This window comes from Cytobacillus sp. (assembly GCF_964223445.1).
Taxonomy (GTDB): domain Bacteria; phylum Bacillota; class Bacilli; order Bacillales; family Cytobacillaceae; genus Cytobacillus.
Genome location: NZ_CAXQGS010000053.1, coordinates 1 through 21029, shown reverse-complemented (window position 1 = coordinate 21029; position 21029 = coordinate 1). Strand labels below are relative to the sequence as shown.

Genomic DNA, 21029 nt, shown 5'->3' with positions numbered 1-21029 from the left:
TCTCAAAAACATTAAAAAACGACCGTCCGAAGACTGGCCATTTTTTAATGTGTTATTCTTATAAAATTTAAGAACTTGCTTCTTCCGAAGGCTTGCCCTGCAGCACAGCTCTAGGCTTGCTGCCTTCATATGGACCGACAATGCCCCTTGCTTCCATTTCATCAATCAGCCTTGCAGCCCTGGTATAGCCGATCCTGAATCTCCTTTGGAGCATGGATACAGAAGCAGTCTGCATTTCCAGAATCAATTCAACAGCTTCTTCATATAAATCATCATCCACTTCTCCTGCCGCTTCAGGAATATCCTCTGGAATCATCTCTTCCTGATATTGTGCCTTCTGCTGACCGATAACGAAATCCACTATCTCTTCGACTTCTTCATCAGACAGAAAGGCACCTTGTACACGGACTGGCTTGGAAGCACCTACAGGCAGAAAGAGCATATCTCCTCTTCCCAGAAGTTTTTCCGCTCCGCCCATATCCAAAATGGTTCTGGAATCCGTCATGGATGACACGGCAAATGCAATCCTTGATGGTATATTCGCTTTTATTACACCTGTGATAACGTCTACTGACGGACGCTGGGTTGCGATGATTAAATGGATGCCTGCTGCCCTTGCCATTTGAGCAAGGCGCGTGATGGCATCTTCGACATCAGAAGACGCTACCATCATTAAATCTGCAAGCTCGTCCACTATGACCACAATGTAAGGCAGAAGGGGCTGCTGTGCTTCCTCTTCGGCATTATGCCTTTTTACATACTCATTGTATCCTTCGATATTTCTTGTGCCGGTATGGGAGAAAAGCTCATAGCGCCTTTCCATCTCACTGACGACTTTTTGCAGCGCCTGGGCTGCTTTCTTCGGATTTGTCACAACCGGCGCCAGCAAATGCGGCACCCCATTATATACATTCAATTCCACCATTTTAGGATCGATCATCATTAATTTTACTTCATGAGGTTTTGCCCTCATCAAAATGCTGGTAATGATTCCGTTAATACACACACTCTTCCCGCTTCCTGTCGCACCGGCAACAAGCAGGTGGGGCATCTTATTAAGTTCTGCGAGGACAGCTTCCCCGGTGATATCACGGCCAAGCCCGATCAGAAGCTTGGAGTCCGGTTTGTCATTTTGCTTGGATTCAATTACTTCCCTTAGAGAAACCATGGCCACTTCAGAGTTAGGGACCTCTATTCCAATGGCAGATTTACCGGGAATTGGTGCTTCTATCCGGATATCCTTAGCTGCCAGTGCCAGGGCCAAATCATCATTGAGACTAACGATTTTGCTTACCTTTACCCCAACATCGGGGTGCACCTCATATTTTGTAACAGCCGGTCCTAAATGAACCTGTGTCACTCTCGCTTTAACCCCAAAACTCTGAAACGTTCTTTCGAGCTTAGCAGCATTCGCATGGATAAGCTCATACTCACCGCTTTGATCGGTTTGCCTTGGCAATTTCAATAGTCTGATTGGCGGCAGCTCATAGTCTTTGTTTTCCACTTCAGTAAACGCAATTGGCGGCGCAGTCACATCCTCCGGCTCAGTATCTGCTTCTTCCTGAGGCTGATTAGAAGCTGCTTCCCTGGGATCCTCCTGATAAGCTCTTTCGGCAAAGCTTGAAATAATCGGTTCTGGTGCCGGTTCAGGAGTATGATTGATGGTTATGACAGTGTCAGGTTCTTCTTCATCCCGGAGAGCCTGCTGTTCTTCTCTTTGGGCACGTCTTTCTTCCTTTTGTGACCTTCTCTCTTCACTTTTATCTTTTAGATTCTGTATCCATCCTTTGCAGTCATCAACAAAACCAAACCACTGTTTTTTAATAAAGGTTATTACCAGATTAAAAAACTTCCCAATAGTTTCGCCAAATGTCTTACCAGTGATTAAAATAAAACCAATTATAATCATTATAAAAGAAATAAACTTAGATCCCGATACATCAAATAAATAGTAGAGAATTGCTAGCAGAACTGCTCCTATCATACCTCCATTTAATTGGTCTGAACTTGTTTCCCCATTTTTAATCATGACAAATGATTCGTATGTATGTTTGATGATACTCGGATTATTTGTTCTTCCATCAGTAGTTATTAATTCAACATAGTTCGTATGGCTAAGTATAAGAATTGCTCCTATTACTAAATAAATCCCAAATAATCTGGATGTAAAGAGGGGAGGTATAGTCCTCTTCCACAATAGATAGGTCCCAAATAGCATCATACCTATTATGCCTATAATATCCCAGTTCCCGAAAAAGAAACGGAAAAACAATACAGTCCAATCACTTACTCTGCCAAAATTAGCTAATGCTACTATCCCAAGTGCCAGCAATGTAAGTCCTATTAATTCAAATTTCATTGTCCGTTTTAGTGTTTCGCTCTTTTTAGATTTTCTTTTCTTTCTTTTGGCCATATTATCACCTTATCATTGTTCTTATTAACATCATCATCAAAATCCCATTATGTAATACATCATGTCAGCTATGAAAGAAGAAGCAGCCATTTTTTGGCTGCTTCTAAAATTACTTTTATTATATCATATCGATTCTTAATTAAGTTGTTTTTTGAATGTATTTCTCAGTTTTACTGAGTTAAAGTGATCATGGACCCCGGAGTATATCTTTCATCCATATAATGGGAGGGGTCACTGCTCATTATTCTTAAGATACGGCATTCCTGTCCTGCATTCATTTCCACTAGGAGGGGAATTCCTTCATATGACACAATTTTCTGTTTTCCAAAATCATCCTGCTCATTTTGATAAATGAGTTCCTGTGGCATCATGGTATAAAGGATCATTGAACCATCACTTCTTCTTTAGGTTTATTCATATCAATAAGCTCATTCAGCTTTGCCAGCGCTGGCCCTACCCCGCCTACTTCATCAATCAGGCCATATTCAACAGCATCCCTGCCGACCACGTTTGTACCAATATCCCTGGTTAGGTTGCCTTTATCAAACATCAGGTCTTTAAATTTCTGTTCCGAAATATTTGAATGCTTCGTTACAAAATTAATTACCCGATCCTGCATTTTATCCATATACTCAAAGGTTTGCGGCACACCGATTACCAGGCCAGTCAGTCTGATCGGGTGGATGGTCATCGTAGCCGTCTCTGCAATAAATGAATAATCGCATGACACAGCAATAGGCACACCAATGGAATGGCCTCCTCCCAGGACAATGGAGACGGTTGGCTTTGATAAAGAAGCCAGCATTTCTGATATTGCCAGCCCGGCTTCCACATCACCGCCTACTGTATTTAAAATGACCAAAAGACCTTCTATTTTTGGGTTTTGCTCAATCGCAACAATTTGAGGAATTAAGTGTTCATATTTTGTTGTTTTATTTTGCGGCGGAAGCTGCAGATGTCCTTCTACTTGTCCGACAATGGTCAAGCAATGAATTTTGGAGTCCTGGGACAGCTGCGGCACATTCGTCTGTCCAAGCTGCTGAATCTTCTCCATAAGGGCAGACGGTTTATCCTCTTTCGGCTGTTCTTGCCCTTCCCCGCTCTCATTGCGGTTATTTTTCAAATCGTTTTCCATCCTTATTTCTCCCTTCAAGCAATATATTGTTAGTATGAACGCGGGATTCTTTTTCATGCGCTTTATTGCTGAAGAGTGAGCGTAAAAAACACAGCCCGGCATTGAATGACGGGCTGTGTTTTATTGTTATCCCTCCATAAGAATTGGAAGGATCATTGGTCTGCGTTTTGTTTTTTCATACAGATACTGATTCAGGCTGTCACGCATATCCTGCTTAATGCCGGACCAGTCAAAGGATTCTCTGGCAAGGTTCTGCTCTACAGCTTCCCTCACGATTTTTATAGCTTCCTCGAGAAGCTTTTCTGATTCCCTGACATATACAAAACCTCTAGTAATAATTTCAGGGCCAGCGGATATTTTCTTTTCTTTTTTATTGAGAGTGACCACCACTAATAAGATTCCATCCTGCGATAGCAGCTTTCGGTCCCTTAATACGATATTTCCGACGTCGCCAACACCGATCCCATCAATCAGCACATTTCCTGAAGGAATTTTTCCTCCGGGAACGATTGCACCATCCTTAATTTCTGCTACATCACCTTTATCCGGGATGAAAATTTGTCTGCCTGATAATCCGCAGTCCATGGCAATGTTAGCATGCGCTTTCAGCATTCGGTATTCCCCATGAACCGGGATGAAGAATTTTGGGCTCATCAGATTAATCATAAATTTAAGTTCTTCCTGGCTGCCATGGCTGGAGGTATTAAAAGTTCCCTTCCCAGGAATGACTTCAGCTCCCGCTCTAAACAGCATATCGATCGTTTTAAAAATTAATACCTCTGTTCCTCTTAAAGGGGATGCCGCCAGTAAAACGGTATCACCCTTCTTTATATTCACCTGTCTGTGAGACTGCTTCGCCATTTTTTGAAGGGCCTCTATTGGCTCCCCCTGAGTACCTGTGGTAAGTACAACGATTTGGTCCTCCCTGTATTTCCCGATTTCAGCGACAGGTATAATCACATCTTCCCCTACCTGTAAATAACCAAGCTGCATGGCAATATCATAGATCTTTTGCAGACTTCTCCCGACCACTGCCACTTTCCTGCCCGTTTCCATAGCAGCATCAAAAATATGCTGTATACGGATTAAGTCAGACGCAAATGAAGCAGCAATGACTCTCCCCTTTGCTGCATAGAATGCGGCTGTCATCTCTCTGGCCACTTTCGATTCTGAGTTGGTGTATCCCGGCTTTTCTGCTTCTGTACTGTCAGATAGAAGGCAAAGAACTCCCTCTTCCCCCAAGCGCGCCATTTTGCCGATTTCAGGTTTGTATAAGGCAGTCGATGCCTGATCGAATTTGAAATCTCCTGTATACACAATCGCACCTTCGGACGTATGGATAGCCACCCCGACACTATCCGGTATGCTATGGCCAGTCCTGAAAAAAGTTACATCTGCCGAATCAAATTCCACTTTGGTGTCTGAATTAATTTCAATAAACTGCGCTTTGCCTTTGTATTCCTGTTCCTTCATTTTGGCTTTGGCAAGTGCCAGAGTCAGCTTTGTTCCATAGATAGGAACATTGACCTTTGTCAGCACATAAGACAGCCCGCCAATGTGATCTTCATGTCCATGTGTCAGAAAAATCCCTTTCACTTTTTCCTTGTTTTGAACTAAATATGTAATATCCGGTATAACGATGTCAATTCCGAGCATTTCATTTTCAGGGAACATTAATCCGGCATCGATAACATATATTTCGTCATCCACCTCTGCCAAATACATATTCTTCCCAAGTTCTCCGACTCCTCCGAGTGCTGCTAGCTTGATGCTTTCATTCTGTCTCTTTTTCAATGTACATATCCTCCCATGCATGTTCAGCCGATCAAGATCAGTTATCCATATTATACTTGAAGTCATAAAACCATGACAACCAAATTTATACATGGGAAAAGTTGAGGCTGCCTAATGAACCCCTTAAAAAATAAAAACCAACCAGCAAAACACTGGTTGGCAAGCAATTATTTAAATAGGTCAGCAACTGCGCTGCGTTCCTGTTCTGTCAACGGAACCATTGGAAGACGGACGGATCCGACATCGAGCCCTTTAAGCTGCAGCGCTGTTTTTACAGGCACTGGGCTTGGGGCAGCAAAAAGGCCTTCCATGATCGGAAGAATTCGCTGATGGATCTTTGCAGCTTTTTCATTTTCACCATTCAGGTAAGCTGTGATCATCTCCTGCATTTCATTGCCAATCACATGGGAAGCGACAGATACGATTCCAGTTCCGCCAATTGCCATGCAGGGAAGAGTAAGGCCATCGTCACCGCTGTAAAGCATGAAGTCATCATCCGTATTGGCAATGATTTTTGCCATTGCATTCAGATCTCCGCTTGCTTCTTTAACAGCAGCGATGTTAGGGATTTCCGAAAGGCGGATGATCGTTTCAGGTAAAATATTGACGGATGAGCGTCCCGGAATATTATAAACCATTACTGGAAGGCTCGTGCTTTCCGCAATTGCCTTGAAATGCAGATAGAGCCCTTCCTGATTTGGCTTATTATAATAAGGTGCTACAATCATGATGGCATCTACACCAATTTGCTCTGCTTTTTTCGTTAATTCAATGGATTCGTACGTATTATTGCTTCCAGTGCCGGCAATAACAGGCACACGTTTGTCAGCCACCTTCACTGCGTGTTTGAATAATGCCAGCTTTTCCTCTTTTGTCAGTGTTGGCGACTCGCCGGTAGTTCCGGCAATGACCAATGAATCTGTACCATTTTCTATAAGATGATTGATAAGCTGTGTCGTTTTAGGGAAATCAATATGTCCCTTATGATCGAATGGCGTTACCATTGCTGTTGATACTCGGCCAAATAGAATCATGTTTACACTCCTTGCAGATGTTTAAAAGACCGGGAAGACACGGGCGGATCTGCCGATTAAGATGCAAATCAGTCGTTACCCCCTGAAGGGCTTTCTTCCCCTTTTTAAACATGATATTTTTCTAAGATTTCTAAGATTAAATGTCTTTTCTCTCATACTCTGCCAATTCTTCTTCCAGGCGAAAAGCATCGTGCAATGCATTAACAGACTTTATCAAATCTGCCTGCTTTACAAGAACCCATATTGTTGTATGGCTGTCTGCAGATTGCAGGATGCGGATTCCCTGCTCGGACAATGCCGTCACGATTCGTGAAGCCACGCCAGGAACACCCTGCATTCCTGCACCGACAACCGAAACCTTTGCGCACTCTCTTTCAACCAGCGGATCGTGACCCAGACCTTTAAGAATACTAATCGCTTTATCCGTCATTTCTTCCGTAACCGTGTAGTTGACGCCATTTGGATATATATTGATAAAGTCAACGCTGATCCCCTGGTTTGCCATGGCTTTAAAGACCTCAGACTGAAGATCATATTGATCTTTCTTCGCAAGAACCTTTATTTGTGTGACATTGGAAACGTGGGCAATCCCTGTTACCGAACGCTCTTTAATATCTGTACCGCGCCTGTCTTTATTTAATGTTGTGACAAGTGTTCCGAGACTGTCGGAGTAGGTTGAGCGGATTCTGATCGGAATTTTGGCCTGCATGGCAATCTCGACAGCACGAGGGTGAATCACCTTTGCACCCTGATACGCCATATTGCAGACTTCCGTATAAGTGACAACTGATAATGGACGTGCATTTTCAGCTATGCGCGGATCAGCAGTCATGATGCCTTCCACATCTGTAAAGATATCAATCCACTCAGCATTTAGGGCTGCGCCAAGAGCTGCTGCGGAGGTATCACTGCCGCCTCTTCCGATCGTTGTGACATCACCAGTTTTAGAAGAACCCTGAAAACCCGCGACAACGATAACATCATGATTCTCAAGCTCTTTCAAAAGTCTGTCGCATTTCATATCGATAATTTTTGCATTTGTATGATCATTATTTGTTCTAAATCCTGCCTGTGCCCCTGTTAGAGCTGCTGCTGTGATTCCATGTTCATTTAGCATGTTTGAAAAAACGATACTTGAGATGACTTCACCGCAGGATAAAAGCAGATCCGTTTCGCGTCTGCTGATCTTGCTGTTATTGCCTTGTACAAGCGAAAGCAGTGTATCTGTTGCATAAGGATCGCCTTTTCGGCCCATCGCCGAAACAACGACAACAACCTTATATCCATCAGCCAGCGCTTTTTTTATGTGCTTAAGCGCATGTTCGCGGCTATTTTCATCGCGGACTGATGTGCCCCCATATTTTTGAACGATGATATTCATTAAAACACCTCTAACCTCTCAACATGAAGAGAATACGTTAACTATTTCACTATGCCAAGTTTAATTAAGCTTTCGGCAATCTGCACGGAATTCCATGCTGCCCCTTTAAGAAGATTATCAGAAACCACCCACATATGGAAGCCTTTATCCTCATCCAAATCTTTGCGGATACGGCCGACAAAAACATCATTTTTACCAACACAATCAGCAGGCATTGGGTAAATCTGGTTATCCGGATCATCCTGCAGGACAACACCCGGCGCATTTTCAAGAAGGCTCTTTACTTCATTTGCAGTCACACTGTCAGTTTCCACTTCAAAATAAAGGGACTCTGAGTGCCCAGTTGCCACTGGTAGACGAACGCATGTAGCAGCCACTTGCAACTCGGGCATATGCATGATTTTCTTTGTCTCATTGATCATTTTCATTTCTTCATATGTGTAGCCATTATCCTGGAACTTATCAATTTGCGGAATCGCATTGAAAGCAATCTGATAGTGTTTTTTATCGCTCTTAACAGGAAGAATGACAGGCTCATACTCTTCATTATTTATTATGGCTTTTGTCTGCTCATTCAGCTCTTGAACTGCAGCTGCTCCTGATCCTGAAACAGCCTGGTAAGTAGAAACAATCACTTTTTTCAAACCGTATTTTTCTTTTACCGGCTTTAGGGCAACAACCATTTGAATCGTAGAACAATTTGGATTAGCGATTATGCCATTATGCGAATGAAGGTCATCTTCATTTACTTCAGGTACGACAAGAGGCACATTTGGATCCATACGGAATGCACTTGTGTTGTCTACCACAATGGCACCATGCTCAACCGCATGAGGAGCAAGTTCCTGGGAAACGCTTCCTCCGGCACTGAATAATGCGATGTCCACGCCTTTAAAGCTCTCTGGCTTTGCTTCCTGAACCGTATACTCCTGGCCCTTGAACGCTACCTTCGAGCCTGCAGAACGGGCTGATGATAAAAGTGTTAATTCAGAGATCGGAAAATCTCTATTTTCAAGTGTTTGGATCATTTGCTGGCCAACTGCACCAGTTGCTCCAACTACCGCGACATGAAATCCTTTTTTCTGTTCCAAATTCCTTTTCCCCTTCCAGTACCATTATATTTTTCTAGCAAAATTAGTTTTTTAGTGAAAAAACAATATGCCCAAAATTCAATAGAACGGCAGCCAAAGTCAATTGGCAGCCGTTTTCCTGCCTGATTTTAAAGATGGCAGGCTTCCATTTATATTATCAGCATATTGTCATTACTCCAAGAGGTTAATATTATTTTAAACATAGCTTGGAGGTTGGTTATCTTAATAATCTTTATTCTAACATATTCGCTCACTAAAGGACTAAAATTTTTGCTAGAAAAAATAGGGGGCTAATTTTCGTCTTTATATCTTTCCACTAAAACAGGCTGCAGCTGCTTGCCTTCCATGGCATGAAGAACTGTTTCAGGTAATGCTGTCATTCTTGCTACCATTGAATTTGGCTTCTTCACAGGATCATCCTGGCCATAAGGGATAAAATAAATATTTTTTGTAGCCATTAGTCTCATTAAGTTTACCCCATTCAAACCCAGCGCATCATTTGTGGAGATACCAAGCACAACTGGTTTGCCGTTTCTAAGGGTTGCCTTGGCTGCCATCAATACGGGCGAATCAGTCATGGCATTGGCAAATTTGCTCATGGTATTTCCAGTAAGCGGGGCAATCACCATACAATCCAGAGGAATCTTAGGTCCAAGCGGCTCCGCTTTCACAATTGAATCGATCACTTTATTGCCAGTCAGATCTTCAATTCTTTGAACCCAGTCTTCCCCTTTCCCGAATCTTGTCTCAGTGCTCTTTACCGTAAAGGTAACGACCGGAAGCACTTCAGCCCCTGCAAGAACTAGCCTTTCTATTTCCGGAAACACTGCATCGTACGTGCAATGTGATCCTGTTAAACCAAATCCGATTCTTTTCCCTTTCAAACTCATATTGAATTCCCCTTTCTCTTTTGCAAATCTTCCATAATCAATTGAGAAAGAACATTCGCCAATATTTGCCCGGCTGTTTTCGGAGCAACGATTCCCGGCAGGCCTGGTGCGAGCAGGGCTTTCACTCCCCGTTTTTCCGCGTAGCGGAAATCGGTTCCTCCCGGCTTTGAAGCCAAGTCAATGATAAGCGTATGTGTAGGCATTTTTGAAATGACGGATGCTGTTACAACTAAATGAGGAGCTGTATTTATGCAAATATCCACATCTTTTACCGCATCCTCAATCTCTTTCAGGTTGAATGGGGTAAGACCCATTTCCGTTATCCGGGCAATGTGTTCACTTTTTCTCGCCCCCACTTTCACTTTTGCACCCAGGGCATGAAAGGTTCTTGCTACACTCATTCCTACTCTGCCAAGGCCGATTACGGCTATATTAGATCCATGAATGGTGAAATCAGTATGCTGGATAGCCATCATGATGGTTCCTTCTACTGTTGGAATTGAATTGTAAATAGCAACATCGTCCCGTTCAAATAATTGCACAAGACGGCGGTCTGCCGATTTAGTAACTCCTGTTAAATACGAATTGGTTATGCCGGAATAAACTGTACAGTGTGCTGGAGTCTGCGAAAGAATTTCCTCTTCAAAAGTCACTTTTTCATTGGAGAAAATCGTTTCGATCTGACCCTCCAGACCCGTGCCGGGAACAGGCAGGATAATCGCGTCTATATTGGAAAAATCCACTTCATCTATTTTTTCTTTTACCGCACCAGAGAACGCATGATCCAGCTGCTCAAATCCAATTAATGAGAGCTTTGCATCAAGCTCAGTCAATTTCCGGATGATTTCGAGCTGCCGTGCATCACCGCCGATGACTGCTATTTGGGTTCCTGTCAGCATGCAACACTCACCTTCTTTTTTCTTTCTTTTTAGAAAGCATATATTTTTGAAGCCAATGACCGCATGACTCCTGGTAAAAAGTAACCTCGCACCGGCAACGCCACTATACAATAGCTGCGGCACGAGACAGCAATTGCACAAGCAGATTTATCTTAAACACGAAATGTGGCGTTATTTTTGGCCGGCAATTCATCTAATAACCATAATGGAATTGTGTATTGAACTACTTCAACATCTTATGTATGAACGGGGCAATAGGTGAGTTTTCCACTAAAAAGAAAATGGTTCAGCTATGGAAGGGGATTTTTGAAGATATTAAGGAGATTGCCTAAAAACAGCTAAAAACAAAAAGGACCTAATCGGCCCTTCTTTCAAGACTATTCCTGCTGATCAGCATTTTCCGGAATATCAATAATGATCATGTCATTGCCAATTTTCCTTATATGCTGCCACGAAACCCGGATTTCGTCACCTTGGCGCTTGAAGCCGAACCACTTTAATGAAGGGATGAGCAAGGTCTGGATCTGACCATTTTTTTCATTTATTTCAAGATCCGTCTGCCCAAGTACCCCCAGTCGTTCCGCCCGCTTCACATCCACGATTTCCTTTCCGCTCAGCTCACTTAATCTCATCATCTGCCCTCCTCTTTTCTCTTTCTCTATATTTTTATCGTTCAGCCAGTAGTTTTAGAAGTCCAAGACAAAAGAAAACAGCCTGCAGGAAAACAGGCTGTTTTTAGTCCACCGCTTTTGCAAACGGCCCACAACAAATTTATTAAAGATTTTTTGGAAGTTCTCCCTCTGGGCTGATTAAAGCAACAGAGTATTGATCTGTGAAAATGGAATTCGCCATGTTATTCACTCCCTGCATGGAAACTGCATCGATTTCCTCAACAATTTCATCCATAGAACGGTGGCGGCCCAGAAGCAGTTCGTTTTTGCCATTTCGGCTCATCCTGCTGTTTGTGCTTTCAAGGCTAAGCATCAAGCTTCCTTTGAGCTGTTCCTTACTGTTATTCAGCTCTTTATCTGTAATGCCTTCTTTTTTAAGAGTAGCAAGGGTTTCCTGAATCGTATCAAACAGGACGTCCAGCTGTTTAGCGCCTGTTCCGCCGTATAGCGTCACTATGCCGCTATCCTGGAAGGCAGAATGATAAGAGAAAACAGAATATGCCAATCCTTTTTGCTCCCTAACATCCTGGAATAAACGGCTGCTCATGCTTCCACCCAATATATTATTTAAAACAATCAGATTGTATATATCCTCATGCCCTACTTGCAATCCTTCGAATCCCAAGCAAAGATGTGCCTGCTCAGTATCCTTTTTACGCTCAAGATGGTTTGAATGGAATTCAGGCTTCGGCTCAGAGCTTTCTCTCTTTCCGCCTTCATAGGATCCAAAGTATTTTTCTACTTCCTTGATGAAAGACTCCTCGATATTTCCGGCAATGGAGATTACTACATTTTCAGGTGTGTATGTTTCATGCATATACTGTTTTAATGTATCACCATTGAACGTGGCCAGCGTTCCTTCTGTGCCAAGGATCGGATAGCCAAGAGAGTGGTTCTCATAGATTGCTTTGCTCAAAAGGTCATGTACGATATCATCAGGCGTGTCTTCATACATTTTGATTTCTTCGTAAACAACATTCTTTTCTTTATTCAGTTCCTCATCCACAAAGGTGGAGTTAAAAAACATATCAGAAAGCACTTCAAGAGCAAAGTCAGAATGGGTATCCAGTACTTTTGCGTAGTAACATGTATATTCTTTTGATGTGAAGGCGTTCACCTGGCCTCCAATGCTATCAAAGCTTTCGGCAATTTCCCGGGCTGATCTTGTTTTCGTTCCCTTAAAAAACATGTGCTCGAGGAAATGAGAGATTCCATTATTTTCAGGAATTTCGTTTCGCGAACCTGTTCCGATCCATACTCCGATCGCAACAGAACGGACGGTTGGAATGTTTTCTAGAACGACTCTTACTCCGTTTTGGCATGTATATTTCTTGATCAAATAAATTCCTCCTGTTCTGAAACCCAAAGACATATGCTTCCATTAGTTTATATTATTATTGTTATTTTTTCCAAAATCCTGATTATTATTTTCCCGATTCTGGATTCTCTTCTCGCTTAACAATTCAGATACTGTTCCAATCTGCAGGTTCTTCTGCTTAAGACCTGTTATAAGTCTATCGAGTGATTTTTCGGTGGATTCAGTAGGGTGCATCAGAATCAGTGCTCCATTATGGACCTTTGATAACACCCTATTTATCAGGACATCAGGGGGTGGCTTTTTCCAATCCACTGTATCAACAGTCCACATAACGGTGCCGAGGTTCTTCTCAGCAGCAATCTTCACTGTTTCATCCCTATAGCTGCCGCTGGGAGGAGCAAACCAAGTAATGGGCTTATTCAGCCTTTCATCCATCGTGGCTTCGATCACATCATTTGTCTTTTGGATTTCTTCCCTTGTCTTTGCAGAAGAAATCACTTTCATATCCGGATGAGTATACGAATGGTTGCCCACTTCATGTCCAGCATCTATAATCATTCTGGCAAGTTCCGGATTATTCTTTACCCATCTTCCTTCAAGGAAAAAACTTGCTGACACATTATGTTCCTTTAAAGTAGCCAGCATACCTGACAAATATTCATTTCCCCATGCCACATTAATAATGAAACTGACCATCGGTTTATCGGGATGGCCTTTATATACAGGTGACGGTGGGAGGTCCTTTAACTTCACCTTCGGTTCAATTTGTTTAAATACAAGTTTATCTTCATTGAACTCATTCTCTGATTTCATCTTTCTATAAGATGCCTCAACATCTATTTCAATTCCGTTAAGCCCTGGAATGGCTTTCCATACACGGTCTATTTTAGCATCCTGTGCAGGAATGCTGTATTCCTCTTTTTTTGCTGTAATCTCTTCATAAAGTGAATCCTTAGCCTTGGAAACCGTTACGGCTCCTGTCTCCTGTTTGAGGCCTGATACATACTGATCAGTAAAAGGATTATTGATAAAAGCAAGTGCCATAACAAACATGATAGCAATATGGATAAACTTTCTCATTCTTCATGCCTCCTTCAATTCATAGTATGATTCAAAGGGACAAGGTAGAACGGAAGCGTATTACAAAGGTATGTTGTATAGGGCAAACGCCCATGGATATTCATATATGTAAAAAGCCAGGGTTTCCCCTGGCTTTCAGGAAATTTCGCCCCGCAAAATGCTTCTCTCCTAAATAGAGGTTAGTATTATTGCTGTGCTTTTTCCTTTTGCTCACGCTGTTCACGCAAAACGGCTTTGCGGGAAAGGTTTACGCGGCCTTGCTTATCGATTTCAGTAACTTTTACTAGAAGTTCGTCACCGATGGATACAACATCTTCCACTTTCCCTACACGCTCTTCAGCAAGTTCAGAAATGTGAACCAATCCATCTTTACCGGAGAAGATTTCAACAAATGCACCGAATTTCTCAATTCGTTTCACCTTGCCAAGATACATTTGTCCAACTTCTACTTCACGTACTATATCTTCTATAATCTTCTTCGCTTTTTGATTCATCTCTTCATCTACTGATGAGATGAATACTGTTCCATCCTGTTCGATATCAATCTTAACGCCTGTTTCTTCAATGATCTTATTGATCTGCTTTCCGCTTGGCCCAATAACATCACGGATTTTATCAGGGTTGATTGACATCATCAGAATCTTAGGAGCATATTCAGACAGCTCTTTTCTTGGCTGCCCAATAGTGCTAAGCATGGAATCAAGTATCTGCATGCGGCCTTTCTTCGCCTGCTGCAATGCTTCCTCAAGAATCTCACGTGACAAGCCTTCAATTTTAATATCCATTTGGAGAGCAGTAACACCCTTGGAAGTACCCGCCACTTTGAAGTCCATGTCACCCAGGTGGTCTTCCATACCCTGAATGTCAGTCAGAATTGAATAATGCTCGCCTGATTTAATAAGACCCATTGCTATACCGGCAACTGGCGCTTTAATAGGCACACCTGCATCCATCATAGCCAAAGTACTTGCACAAATACTTGCCTGTGATGTTGAACCATTTGATTCCAATACCTCAGATACAAGGCGCATTGTATAAGGGAAGTCCTTTTCAGATGGAATAATAGGCTCAAGAGCACGTTCTCCAAGAGCTCCATGCCCGATTTCGCGGCGTCCTGGCCCTCTGATTGGTCCAGTTTCACCTACACTGAAGTTAGGGAAATTGTAGTGGTGCATGAATCTTTTTTCTTCTTCAATTCCCAGCCCATCAAGAATCTGTACATCGCCAAGAGCTCCTAAGGTACAAATGCTCAGAGCCTGAGTTTGTCCGCGTGTAAATAAACCTGAACCATGTGTGCGCGGAAGAATGCCTACCTCTGATGATAGCGGGCGGATAACATCCAATCCACGTCCATCCGGGCGAACTTTATCTTCTGTGATAAGACGTCGCACTTCAGCTTTAACAATTTTATCAAGGATCTGCCTGATTTGCTTCAGCTTGTCTTCGTCTGCTTCTTCACCTTCATATTTAGCTGTAATTTCTTCTTTAACTGCTTTAATGGCAGCTTCACGGGCATGCTTCTCCTGCACCTGAATTGCTTGAATCATTTCTTTCTCACAGATGCCGCGAACTTCAGCCTCAAGGTCCTGGTCAACCTGGTATAAGACAACTTCCATTTTCTCTTTGCCGATTTCTGATGCTATTTCTTCCTGGAAAGCAATAAGGCGCTTGATTTCCTCATGGCCAAACATAATCGCTTCAAGCATTGTTTCTTCAGGCACTTCATCTGCACCTGCTTCTACCATGTTAATCGCGTCTTTTGTACCGGCTACAACAAGGCTGATATCGCTCTTCTCAGCCTGATCCACAGATGGATTAATGATGAATTCTCCATCAATGCGCCCTACGCTGACCCCTGCAATCGGACCGCTGAATGGGATATCCGACACAGAAAGGGCTAAAGATGACCCAAACATTGCAGCCATTTCAGATGAGCAGTTTTGATCCACACTCATCACCATGCTTACAACCTGTACATCATTTCTGAAACCGTCAGCGAATAATGGACGGATTGGCCTGTCAATCAATCGGCTGGCCAAAATTGCTTTTTCACTTGGACGGCCCTCTCTCTTAATAAAACCGCCCGGAATCTTACCAACAGCATATAAACGTTCTTCATAGTTAACTGTCAGCGGAAAGAAATCCAGATTTTTTGGTTCTTTTGATGCTGTAGCAGTACTTAATACTACAGTATCGCCATAGCGCACTAAAACCGCACCGTTAGCCTGTTTAGCCAGCTGGCCAATCTCAACGGTCAATTTGCGCCCAGCCCACTCAAGGCTGTAGACATGTTTATCTTGTCCCATATTTGTACCCCTCTCTGCTTTCACTTAAGGACAGGCGTCAGTTCTGCCTGGTCCGTTCCAATTGTTGTTTATCCTGCATAAGCTGCAGATAATCCTGCCATGACAGCAGCAGAGGCTTAAGAGCTCTGCATTGCCAGCAGTCCAGTTTTATATAAAAGCATGAAATGCTCTTTAATCATAATAAAATTAGGCATCTTATAGTATGCACAATTTTTCTGTTTGCTAAAATAAGAATAACTTATGTATGTACATGATTAGGAACAAAATTCAAGTTTTTAAAGCTAATAAAAAAGCGGGAAAAAATCCCGCTTCTGTTGATTATCGACGTAAGCCAAGCTTATTGATTAACTCACGGTAACGAGCAACGTCTTTGTTGCGAAGGTAAGTTAATAGGTTACGGCGCTTACCAACCATTTTCAAAAGACCGCGACGTGAATGGTGGTCTTTCTTGTGAGTACGTAAATGGTCGTTCAAATTGTTAATTTCTTCAGTAAGGACAGCGATTTGAACTTCTGGAGATCCAGTGTCGCTTTCATGAGTTTTGAACTCATTGATTAGCTCATTTTTACGTTCTTTAGTGATTGCCATCCGGTTCACCTCCTAAATTTTCAATCCCCTGTTACTGAGCAAGCGTCGGTGACTCGACTTGCCAAGCAAAGGTTCATTTGGTACGTTACTTAGAATACAACTTTTTATGACAAAAAGCAAGGCTAAACCCTGTTTTTCTCAAAATATTGCTCAGTCTGCTGTTTATCCTTCTCAATTTGGGCGATTAAATCCTGAACGCCAGCAAATTTCCTTTCACTTCTAAGATGTCTATGCCATTCAACCGTAACTTTCCTGCCATAAATATCTGAAGAGAAATCAAAAATATGGACTTCAACCGATGGCCTGTCCCTTTTTTCCTTATTAAAGGTAGGTTTGTAGCCAACATTGCATACACCTTCATACCAGCTGCCATCTACTAAGAATCTCACAGCATATACACCTGGCGGAGGAATGATGCAGTCATCCGAAACATCCACGTTCGCAGTTGGAAAGCCGATTGTACGGCCTCTCTTATCACCATGGATAACGGTTCCTGATGTTTTATAAAATCTCCCTAAAAGGTCGGGAAGCTCAGCTGTTTTCCCTTCCCGGATGTATTTCCTTATTAACGTAGAGCTGATTTTTTCGTCTTCTTTTTCAAGCTTTGCAACAACCGAATAATCAAATTGATCTCTGGAATGGAACAACAGCGTTTCCATTGTGCCGCGTCCCATCCGCCCGTAGGAATAATCAAAGCCTGCTACGACATGCTTTGCATTAAGACCAATCAGGTATTGATCAACAAACTCCTGGGGAAGAAGGTTTGCAAATTCCCTTGTAAAATTGATGATAAACAAATAATCGATGCCCAGATCCGCTATGATAGCAATTTTATCCTCAATAGGAGTAATATACTCCACATGCTGAACGCTTTTCCCCAGAACAACCGATGGATGCGGGTCAAATGTCATAACAGCACTTTTTAATCCTTTTTGTTCAGCTATAGATTTTGCTTCACGGATGACTTTCTGATGACCCAAATGAACACCATCAAAATATCCAAGTGCTATTGCCAGTTCAGGCATGCCGGTTCTATCCAATCGATGGGGATGATGTATATGAATAACTTCCATATTATTAATTCACCTTTTCTCTACAGAGCCTGGACCTATAAAAATGCACAGCTTTATAACGAGTGCTTATTGATCATTCCTTAACACCTTTACTGGCTTCATTAACCCAGGTTTGCTGGGGTGATGCTCATAAATCGCCAGAACAAGGCCTTCCATTGCTTCCAATGCGATTGGGCCCTTGGTGTCGAGTAAATGATCAGGGATAGTTAATACAGCCCCATTTTTTACTTTCTCTGCTACTTTATCACTTATTTGAAATTTCGGCAAATGAGAAAGCGCAGCTTCCATAGGTCGGAGAACCTCGGCCATTGTCCCCTTCTCTGCTCTGTCTTCTATTTCTTCAAAAGTCAGACAGTCATCAATTGTCAATGAGGCAGACTGGATTCTAACCAGCTCGGACATATGGGCGGGGTATCCCAGTTCACTCCCAATCATGACAGCAAGCGTTCGGATATATGTTCCTTTGCTGCAGGCTACACGGAAACGAAAGGTAATATTCTCACCCTCAAACATTTCTCTGTCATCGAGCAGTTCGATAGAGTAAATAGTAACTTTCCTGGACGGCCGTTCCACTTCTATTCCCTTTCTTGCATATTCATAGAGGCGTTTTCCATTCACTTTTACTGCTGAATACATAGGAGGTGTCTGCGTAATTTCCCCGGTCAGGCTTTGAAGAACTTCCAATATCTGATGTCTGGAAATAGGTGCTGCAACATCTTTTCTCTCCACGACTTCTCCGGAGGCATCTTCTGTTGTCGTAGAAAATCCTATTGTGACTTCTCCCTCATAGGACTTTCCTGCATCTGTTATGTATTCAGCCACCTTTGTCGCTCTGCCGAGACAGATTGGGAGTACCCCAGTTACGTCAGGATCGAGTGTACCGGTATGGCCGATTTTTTTCATCCGCAAAATTTTCCGCAGCCTGAAGACACAATCATGGGATGTCATTCCTTTTGGTTTGAAAAGCGGTAAAATTCCTTCCATATTAAATACCACCGTGTCTTTTGTAATTAGAAAAAAATGGATAGACAAATTGTCTATCCATTCCATTAATCTTCTTCTTTGGAGCGTTCCTCATCTTTGGAACGGCCTTCGTCCTGAATTTGATGGAGCAATGATTCTATACGGTTTCCGTAGTCAATTGATTCATCAAATTCGAATAGAATTTCCGGCGTTTTTCTCAGCCGGATTCTCTGGCCAATTTCAGATCGGATAAAGCCTTTTGCTTTAGCCAGCCCGCGAAGCGTATTTTCCCTTTGTTCCTCATCACCCAGAACAGAGATAAATACAGTTGCCTGCTGGAGATCCCCGGTAACTTGAACATCAGTGACTGTTACAAATCCAACCCGCGGGTCTTTTATTTTCCGGCCGATGATTTCGCCCAGTTCTTTTTTCATTTGTTCTCCAACTCGATTTGCTCTAAGGCTCATTCTATATCACCTCTTCTTAAAGCCACTCTAAATCTGTAATTGTCCGTTCAATTTCCGGAAACGAATCAATCATCTTCAGCGCATTTTGCAGCTCGCGTTCCGTTGAAACCTGGGTAGATGAAACGGACACTATGGCAATTTTTGTCCTCTGCCATAGGTCCTGATAGTCCACCTCAGATACAGATACATTGTATTTTTGCTTAAGCCGGGTTAAAATCCGCTGCAAAACAGCCCGCTTTTCTTTCAAAGAATGTGTGTCATAAATGATACATTCACAGGCTGCAAGCCCAATTATCATTAACGTTCCACTTCTTCCATAATATATGCTTCGATAACGTCGCCTTCTTTAACGTCATTGAAGTTTTTGATGGTAATACCACACTCATAGCCTTGGGCTACTTCTTTAGCGTCATCTTTGAATCGCTTTAGAGCGTCAACTTCCCCTTCAAAAATAACAACTCCATCGCGGATTAAGCGGACACCGCTGTCACGAGTGATTTTTCCGTCTGTAACATACGAGCCTGCAATTGTACCGATTTTGGAAACTTTGAACGTCTGGCGTACTTCAGCCTGGCCGATGATTTTTTCTTCGAACTCAGGATCAAGCATACCCTGCATCGCCAATTCAATTTCCTCGATTACTTTGTAGATAATGCGGTGCAAACGGATGTCAACATTTTCTGCATCTGCTGCCCGTTTGGCATTATTGTCAGGACGGACATTGAATCCTATTACAATGGCATTGAAAGCTGCAGCTAAAGTGATGTCAGACTCATTTATGGCACCGACACCTGTATGAAGGATACGAACATTAACACCTTCTACATCAATTTTATGAAGTGCAGCAGTTAATGCCTCCGCTGAACCTTGGACGTCCGCTTTAACAACGATGTTTAAGTCTTTCATTTCCCCTTGTTTCATATGTTCAAACAAGTTATCCAGACTTACTCTTGTCTTTTCGTTTCTTTGGGCCTGCAATGCCTGCTGGGCACGAGCTTCACCAATTTGGCGGGCTGTCTTTTCATCATCAAGGACAGCGAAGCGGTCACCAGCTTGAGGAACATCGTTAAGACCTGTTATTTCAACAGGTGTTGAAGGTCCTGCAGTTTTCACACGGCGGCCAAGATCATTAACCATTGCACGTACACGTCCAAATGAGTTACCGACAACGATTGGATCTCCTACCTTCAATGTACCGTTTTGCACAAGGAGAGTCGCAACTGAACCGCGTCCTTTGTCAAGCTGTGCTTCAATAACAGTACCAACGGCATTGCGGTCAGGATTTGCTTTGTATTCTTCCACTTCACCTACGAGAAGAATCATTTCAAGCAGTTCATCAATTCCATCGCCTTTAATAGCTGAGATTGGAACAAAGATTGTGTCACCGCCCCATGCCTCTGGAACCAAGCCATGTTCAGTCAATTCCTGCATAACACGGTCAGGATTTGCTGCTTCCTTATCCATTTTGTTAACAGCCACAATGATTGGCACTTCTGCTGCTTTTGCATGGTTGATTGCTTCAACCGTTTGCGGCATTACACCGTCATCTGCTGCAACAACGAGAATTGTAATATCGGTAATTTTCGCACCGCGGGCACGCATTGTCGTGAACGCAGCGTGTCCAGGAGTATCAAGGAAAGTAATCTTTTTGCCGTTTTCTTCAACTTGATAAGCTCCGATATGCTGAGTGATACCGCCTGCTTCTCCTGCTGTTACTTTCGTGTTGCGGATGGAGTCAAGCAATGTTGTTTTACCATGGTCAACGTGTCCCATGATGGTTACAACAGATGGACGTTCCACTAGTTCTGCATTTTCTTCTTCTGTGAAGTATACTTCAAGATCAGTTGTATCAACCAGTATCTCTTCTTCTACTTCCACACCGTATTCACCTGCAATCAGCTCAATGGCATCTTTGTCAAGATCCTG

The 21029-nt window shown here is 42.7% G+C and carries 19 protein-coding genes; all 19 read right to left on the bottom strand.

The features are described from left to right. Positions 1 to 67: 67 nt before the first annotated feature. Positions 68 to 2413, bottom strand: coding sequence for a DNA translocase FtsK (locus ACEQ1T_RS09790; protein ID WP_370222698.1), 2346 nt, complete (start codon positions 2411 to 2413; stop codon positions 68 to 70). A 170-nt stretch (positions 2414 to 2583) separates the two neighbouring features. Beyond that, positions 2584 to 2799, bottom strand: coding sequence for a YlzJ-like family protein (locus ACEQ1T_RS09785; RefSeq protein ID WP_206836543.1), 216 nt, complete (start codon positions 2797 to 2799; stop codon positions 2584 to 2586). Then, entirely contained in the window at positions 2796 to 3548 is a 753-nt protein-coding gene (locus ACEQ1T_RS09780; RefSeq protein WP_206836540.1) for a ClpP family protease, read from the bottom strand. The genes ACEQ1T_RS09785 and ACEQ1T_RS09780 overlap by 4 nt, the downstream gene beginning before the upstream one ends. A gap of 126 nt (positions 3549 to 3674) precedes the next feature. After that, on the bottom strand, positions 3675 to 5342 hold the full coding sequence (locus tag ACEQ1T_RS09775) for a ribonuclease J (protein ID WP_370222696.1): 1668 nt from the start codon (positions 5340 to 5342) through the stop codon (positions 3675 to 3677). Positions 5343 to 5509: 167 nt separating this feature from the next. Next, positions 5510 to 6376, bottom strand: a complete 867-nt coding sequence (gene dapA, locus ACEQ1T_RS09770; protein WP_206836532.1) for a 4-hydroxy-tetrahydrodipicolinate synthase — start codon at positions 6374 to 6376, stop codon at positions 5510 to 5512. A 136-nt stretch (positions 6377 to 6512) separates the two neighbouring features. After that, positions 6513 to 7757, bottom strand: coding sequence for an aspartate kinase (gene dapG, locus ACEQ1T_RS09765; RefSeq protein WP_370222695.1), 1245 nt, complete (start codon positions 7755 to 7757; stop codon positions 6513 to 6515). Positions 7758 to 7798: 41 nt separating this feature from the next. Beyond that, positions 7799 to 8848: an aspartate-semialdehyde dehydrogenase gene (gene asd / locus ACEQ1T_RS09760; protein WP_370222694.1), complete on the bottom strand. Its 1050-nt coding sequence runs from the start codon at positions 8846 to 8848 to the stop codon at positions 7799 to 7801. Positions 8849 to 9138: 290 nt separating this feature from the next. Then, positions 9139 to 9738, bottom strand: a complete 600-nt coding sequence (gene dpaB / locus ACEQ1T_RS09755; RefSeq protein WP_206836525.1) for a dipicolinate synthase subunit B — start codon at positions 9736 to 9738, stop codon at positions 9139 to 9141. Continuing rightward, complete coding sequence (dpaA, locus tag ACEQ1T_RS09750; RefSeq protein ID WP_370222693.1) at positions 9735 to 10637, bottom strand: dipicolinic acid synthetase subunit A; 903 nt, start codon at positions 10635 to 10637, stop codon at positions 9735 to 9737. The genes dpaB and dpaA overlap by 4 nt, the downstream gene beginning before the upstream one ends. Before the next feature lie 377 nt (positions 10638 to 11014). Further along, positions 11015 to 11269: a YlmC/YmxH family sporulation protein gene (locus tag ACEQ1T_RS09745; protein WP_206837657.1), complete on the bottom strand. Its 255-nt coding sequence runs from the start codon at positions 11267 to 11269 to the stop codon at positions 11015 to 11017. Between the two features lie 142 nt (positions 11270 to 11411). Continuing rightward, the gene (locus ACEQ1T_RS09740; protein ID WP_370222692.1) at positions 11412 to 12647 is read right to left on the bottom strand and encodes a M16 family metallopeptidase; all 1236 of its coding nucleotides are present in this window, start codon (positions 12645 to 12647) and stop codon (positions 11412 to 11414) included. 42 nt (positions 12648 to 12689) lie between these two features. After that, the gene (locus ACEQ1T_RS09735; protein ID WP_206836516.1) at positions 12690 to 13706 is read right to left on the bottom strand and encodes a polysaccharide deacetylase family protein; all 1017 of its coding nucleotides are present in this window, start codon (positions 13704 to 13706) and stop codon (positions 12690 to 12692) included. A 185-nt stretch (positions 13707 to 13891) separates the two neighbouring features. Further along, on the bottom strand, positions 13892 to 16012 hold the full coding sequence (pnp, locus tag ACEQ1T_RS09730) for a polyribonucleotide nucleotidyltransferase (RefSeq protein WP_370222691.1): 2121 nt from the start codon (positions 16010 to 16012) through the stop codon (positions 13892 to 13894). A gap of 318 nt (positions 16013 to 16330) precedes the next feature. Next, positions 16331 to 16600, bottom strand: coding sequence for a 30S ribosomal protein S15 (gene rpsO / locus ACEQ1T_RS09725; protein ID WP_009330698.1), 270 nt, complete (start codon positions 16598 to 16600; stop codon positions 16331 to 16333). A gap of 122 nt (positions 16601 to 16722) precedes the next feature. Then, positions 16723 to 17673 (bottom strand): bifunctional riboflavin kinase/FAD synthetase, encoded by a 951-nt coding sequence (gene ribF / locus ACEQ1T_RS09720; RefSeq protein ID WP_370222689.1) that lies wholly within the window; start codon positions 17671 to 17673, stop codon positions 16723 to 16725. A gap of 66 nt (positions 17674 to 17739) precedes the next feature. Further along, the gene (gene truB / locus ACEQ1T_RS09715; RefSeq protein ID WP_370222688.1) at positions 17740 to 18657 is read right to left on the bottom strand and encodes a tRNA pseudouridine(55) synthase TruB; all 918 of its coding nucleotides are present in this window, start codon (positions 18655 to 18657) and stop codon (positions 17740 to 17742) included. A gap of 65 nt (positions 18658 to 18722) precedes the next feature. Beyond that, positions 18723 to 19103 carry a 30S ribosome-binding factor RbfA gene (gene rbfA, locus ACEQ1T_RS09710; RefSeq protein WP_370222687.1) on the bottom strand — a complete coding sequence of 127 codons (381 nt, stop codon included), beginning with the start codon at positions 19101 to 19103 and terminating at the stop codon, positions 18723 to 18725. A 16-nt stretch (positions 19104 to 19119) separates the two neighbouring features. Then, positions 19120 to 19401, bottom strand: a complete 282-nt coding sequence (locus ACEQ1T_RS09705; RefSeq protein WP_206836503.1) for a DUF503 domain-containing protein — start codon at positions 19399 to 19401, stop codon at positions 19120 to 19122. Beyond that, a partial coding sequence (infB, locus tag ACEQ1T_RS09700) for a translation initiation factor IF-2 (protein ID WP_370222686.1) occupies positions 19401 to 21029 on the bottom strand: 1629 nt, incomplete at its 5' end. The genes ACEQ1T_RS09705 and infB, both read right to left, overlap by 1 nt.

What these genes read in the sequence shown, in the direction of transcription:
- ACEQ1T_RS09790 (WP_370222698.1), bottom strand. Translation starts at nt 2,413, where the DNA reads ATGGCCAAAAGAAAGAAAAGAAAATCTAAAAAGAGCGAAACACTAAAA.
- ACEQ1T_RS09785 (WP_206836543.1), bottom strand. Translation starts at nt 2,799, where the DNA reads ATGATCCTTTATACCATGATGCCACAGGAACTCATTTATCAAAATGAG.
- ACEQ1T_RS09780 (WP_206836540.1), bottom strand. Translation starts at nt 3,548, where the DNA reads ATGGAAAACGATTTGAAAAATAACCGCAATGAGAGCGGGGAAGGGCAA.
- dapA (WP_206836532.1), bottom strand. Translation starts at nt 6,376, where the DNA reads ATGATTCTATTTGGCCGAGTATCAACAGCAATGGTAACGCCATTCGAT.
- dapG (WP_370222695.1), bottom strand. Translation starts at nt 7,757, where the DNA reads ATGAATATCATCGTTCAAAAATATGGGGGCACATCAGTCCGCGATGAA.
- dpaB (WP_206836525.1), bottom strand. Translation starts at nt 9,738, where the DNA reads ATGAGTTTGAAAGGGAAAAGAATCGGATTTGGTTTAACAGGATCACAT.
- dpaA (WP_370222693.1), bottom strand. Translation starts at nt 10,637, where the DNA reads ATGCTGACAGGAACCCAAATAGCAGTCATCGGCGGTGATGCACGGCAG.
- ACEQ1T_RS09745 (WP_206837657.1), bottom strand. Translation starts at nt 11,269, where the DNA reads ATGAGATTAAGTGAGCTGAGCGGAAAGGAAATCGTGGATGTGAAGCGG.
- ACEQ1T_RS09735 (WP_206836516.1), bottom strand. Translation starts at nt 13,706, where the DNA reads ATGAGAAAGTTTATCCATATTGCTATCATGTTTGTTATGGCACTTGCT.
- pnp (WP_370222691.1), bottom strand. Translation starts at nt 16,012, where the DNA reads ATGGGACAAGATAAACATGTCTACAGCCTTGAGTGGGCTGGGCGCAAA.
- rpsO (WP_009330698.1), bottom strand. Translation starts at nt 16,600, where the DNA reads ATGGCAATCACTAAAGAACGTAAAAATGAGCTAATCAATGAGTTCAAA.
- ribF (WP_370222689.1), bottom strand. Translation starts at nt 17,673, where the DNA reads ATGGAAGTTATTCATATACATCATCCCCATCGATTGGATAGAACCGGC.
- truB (WP_370222688.1), bottom strand. Translation starts at nt 18,657, where the DNA reads ATGGAAGGAATTTTACCGCTTTTCAAACCAAAAGGAATGACATCCCAT.
- rbfA (WP_370222687.1), bottom strand. Translation starts at nt 19,103, where the DNA reads ATGAGCCTTAGAGCAAATCGAGTTGGAGAACAAATGAAAAAAGAACTG.
- ACEQ1T_RS09705 (WP_206836503.1), bottom strand. Translation starts at nt 19,401, where the DNA reads ATGATAATTGGGCTTGCAGCCTGTGAATGTATCATTTATGACACACAT.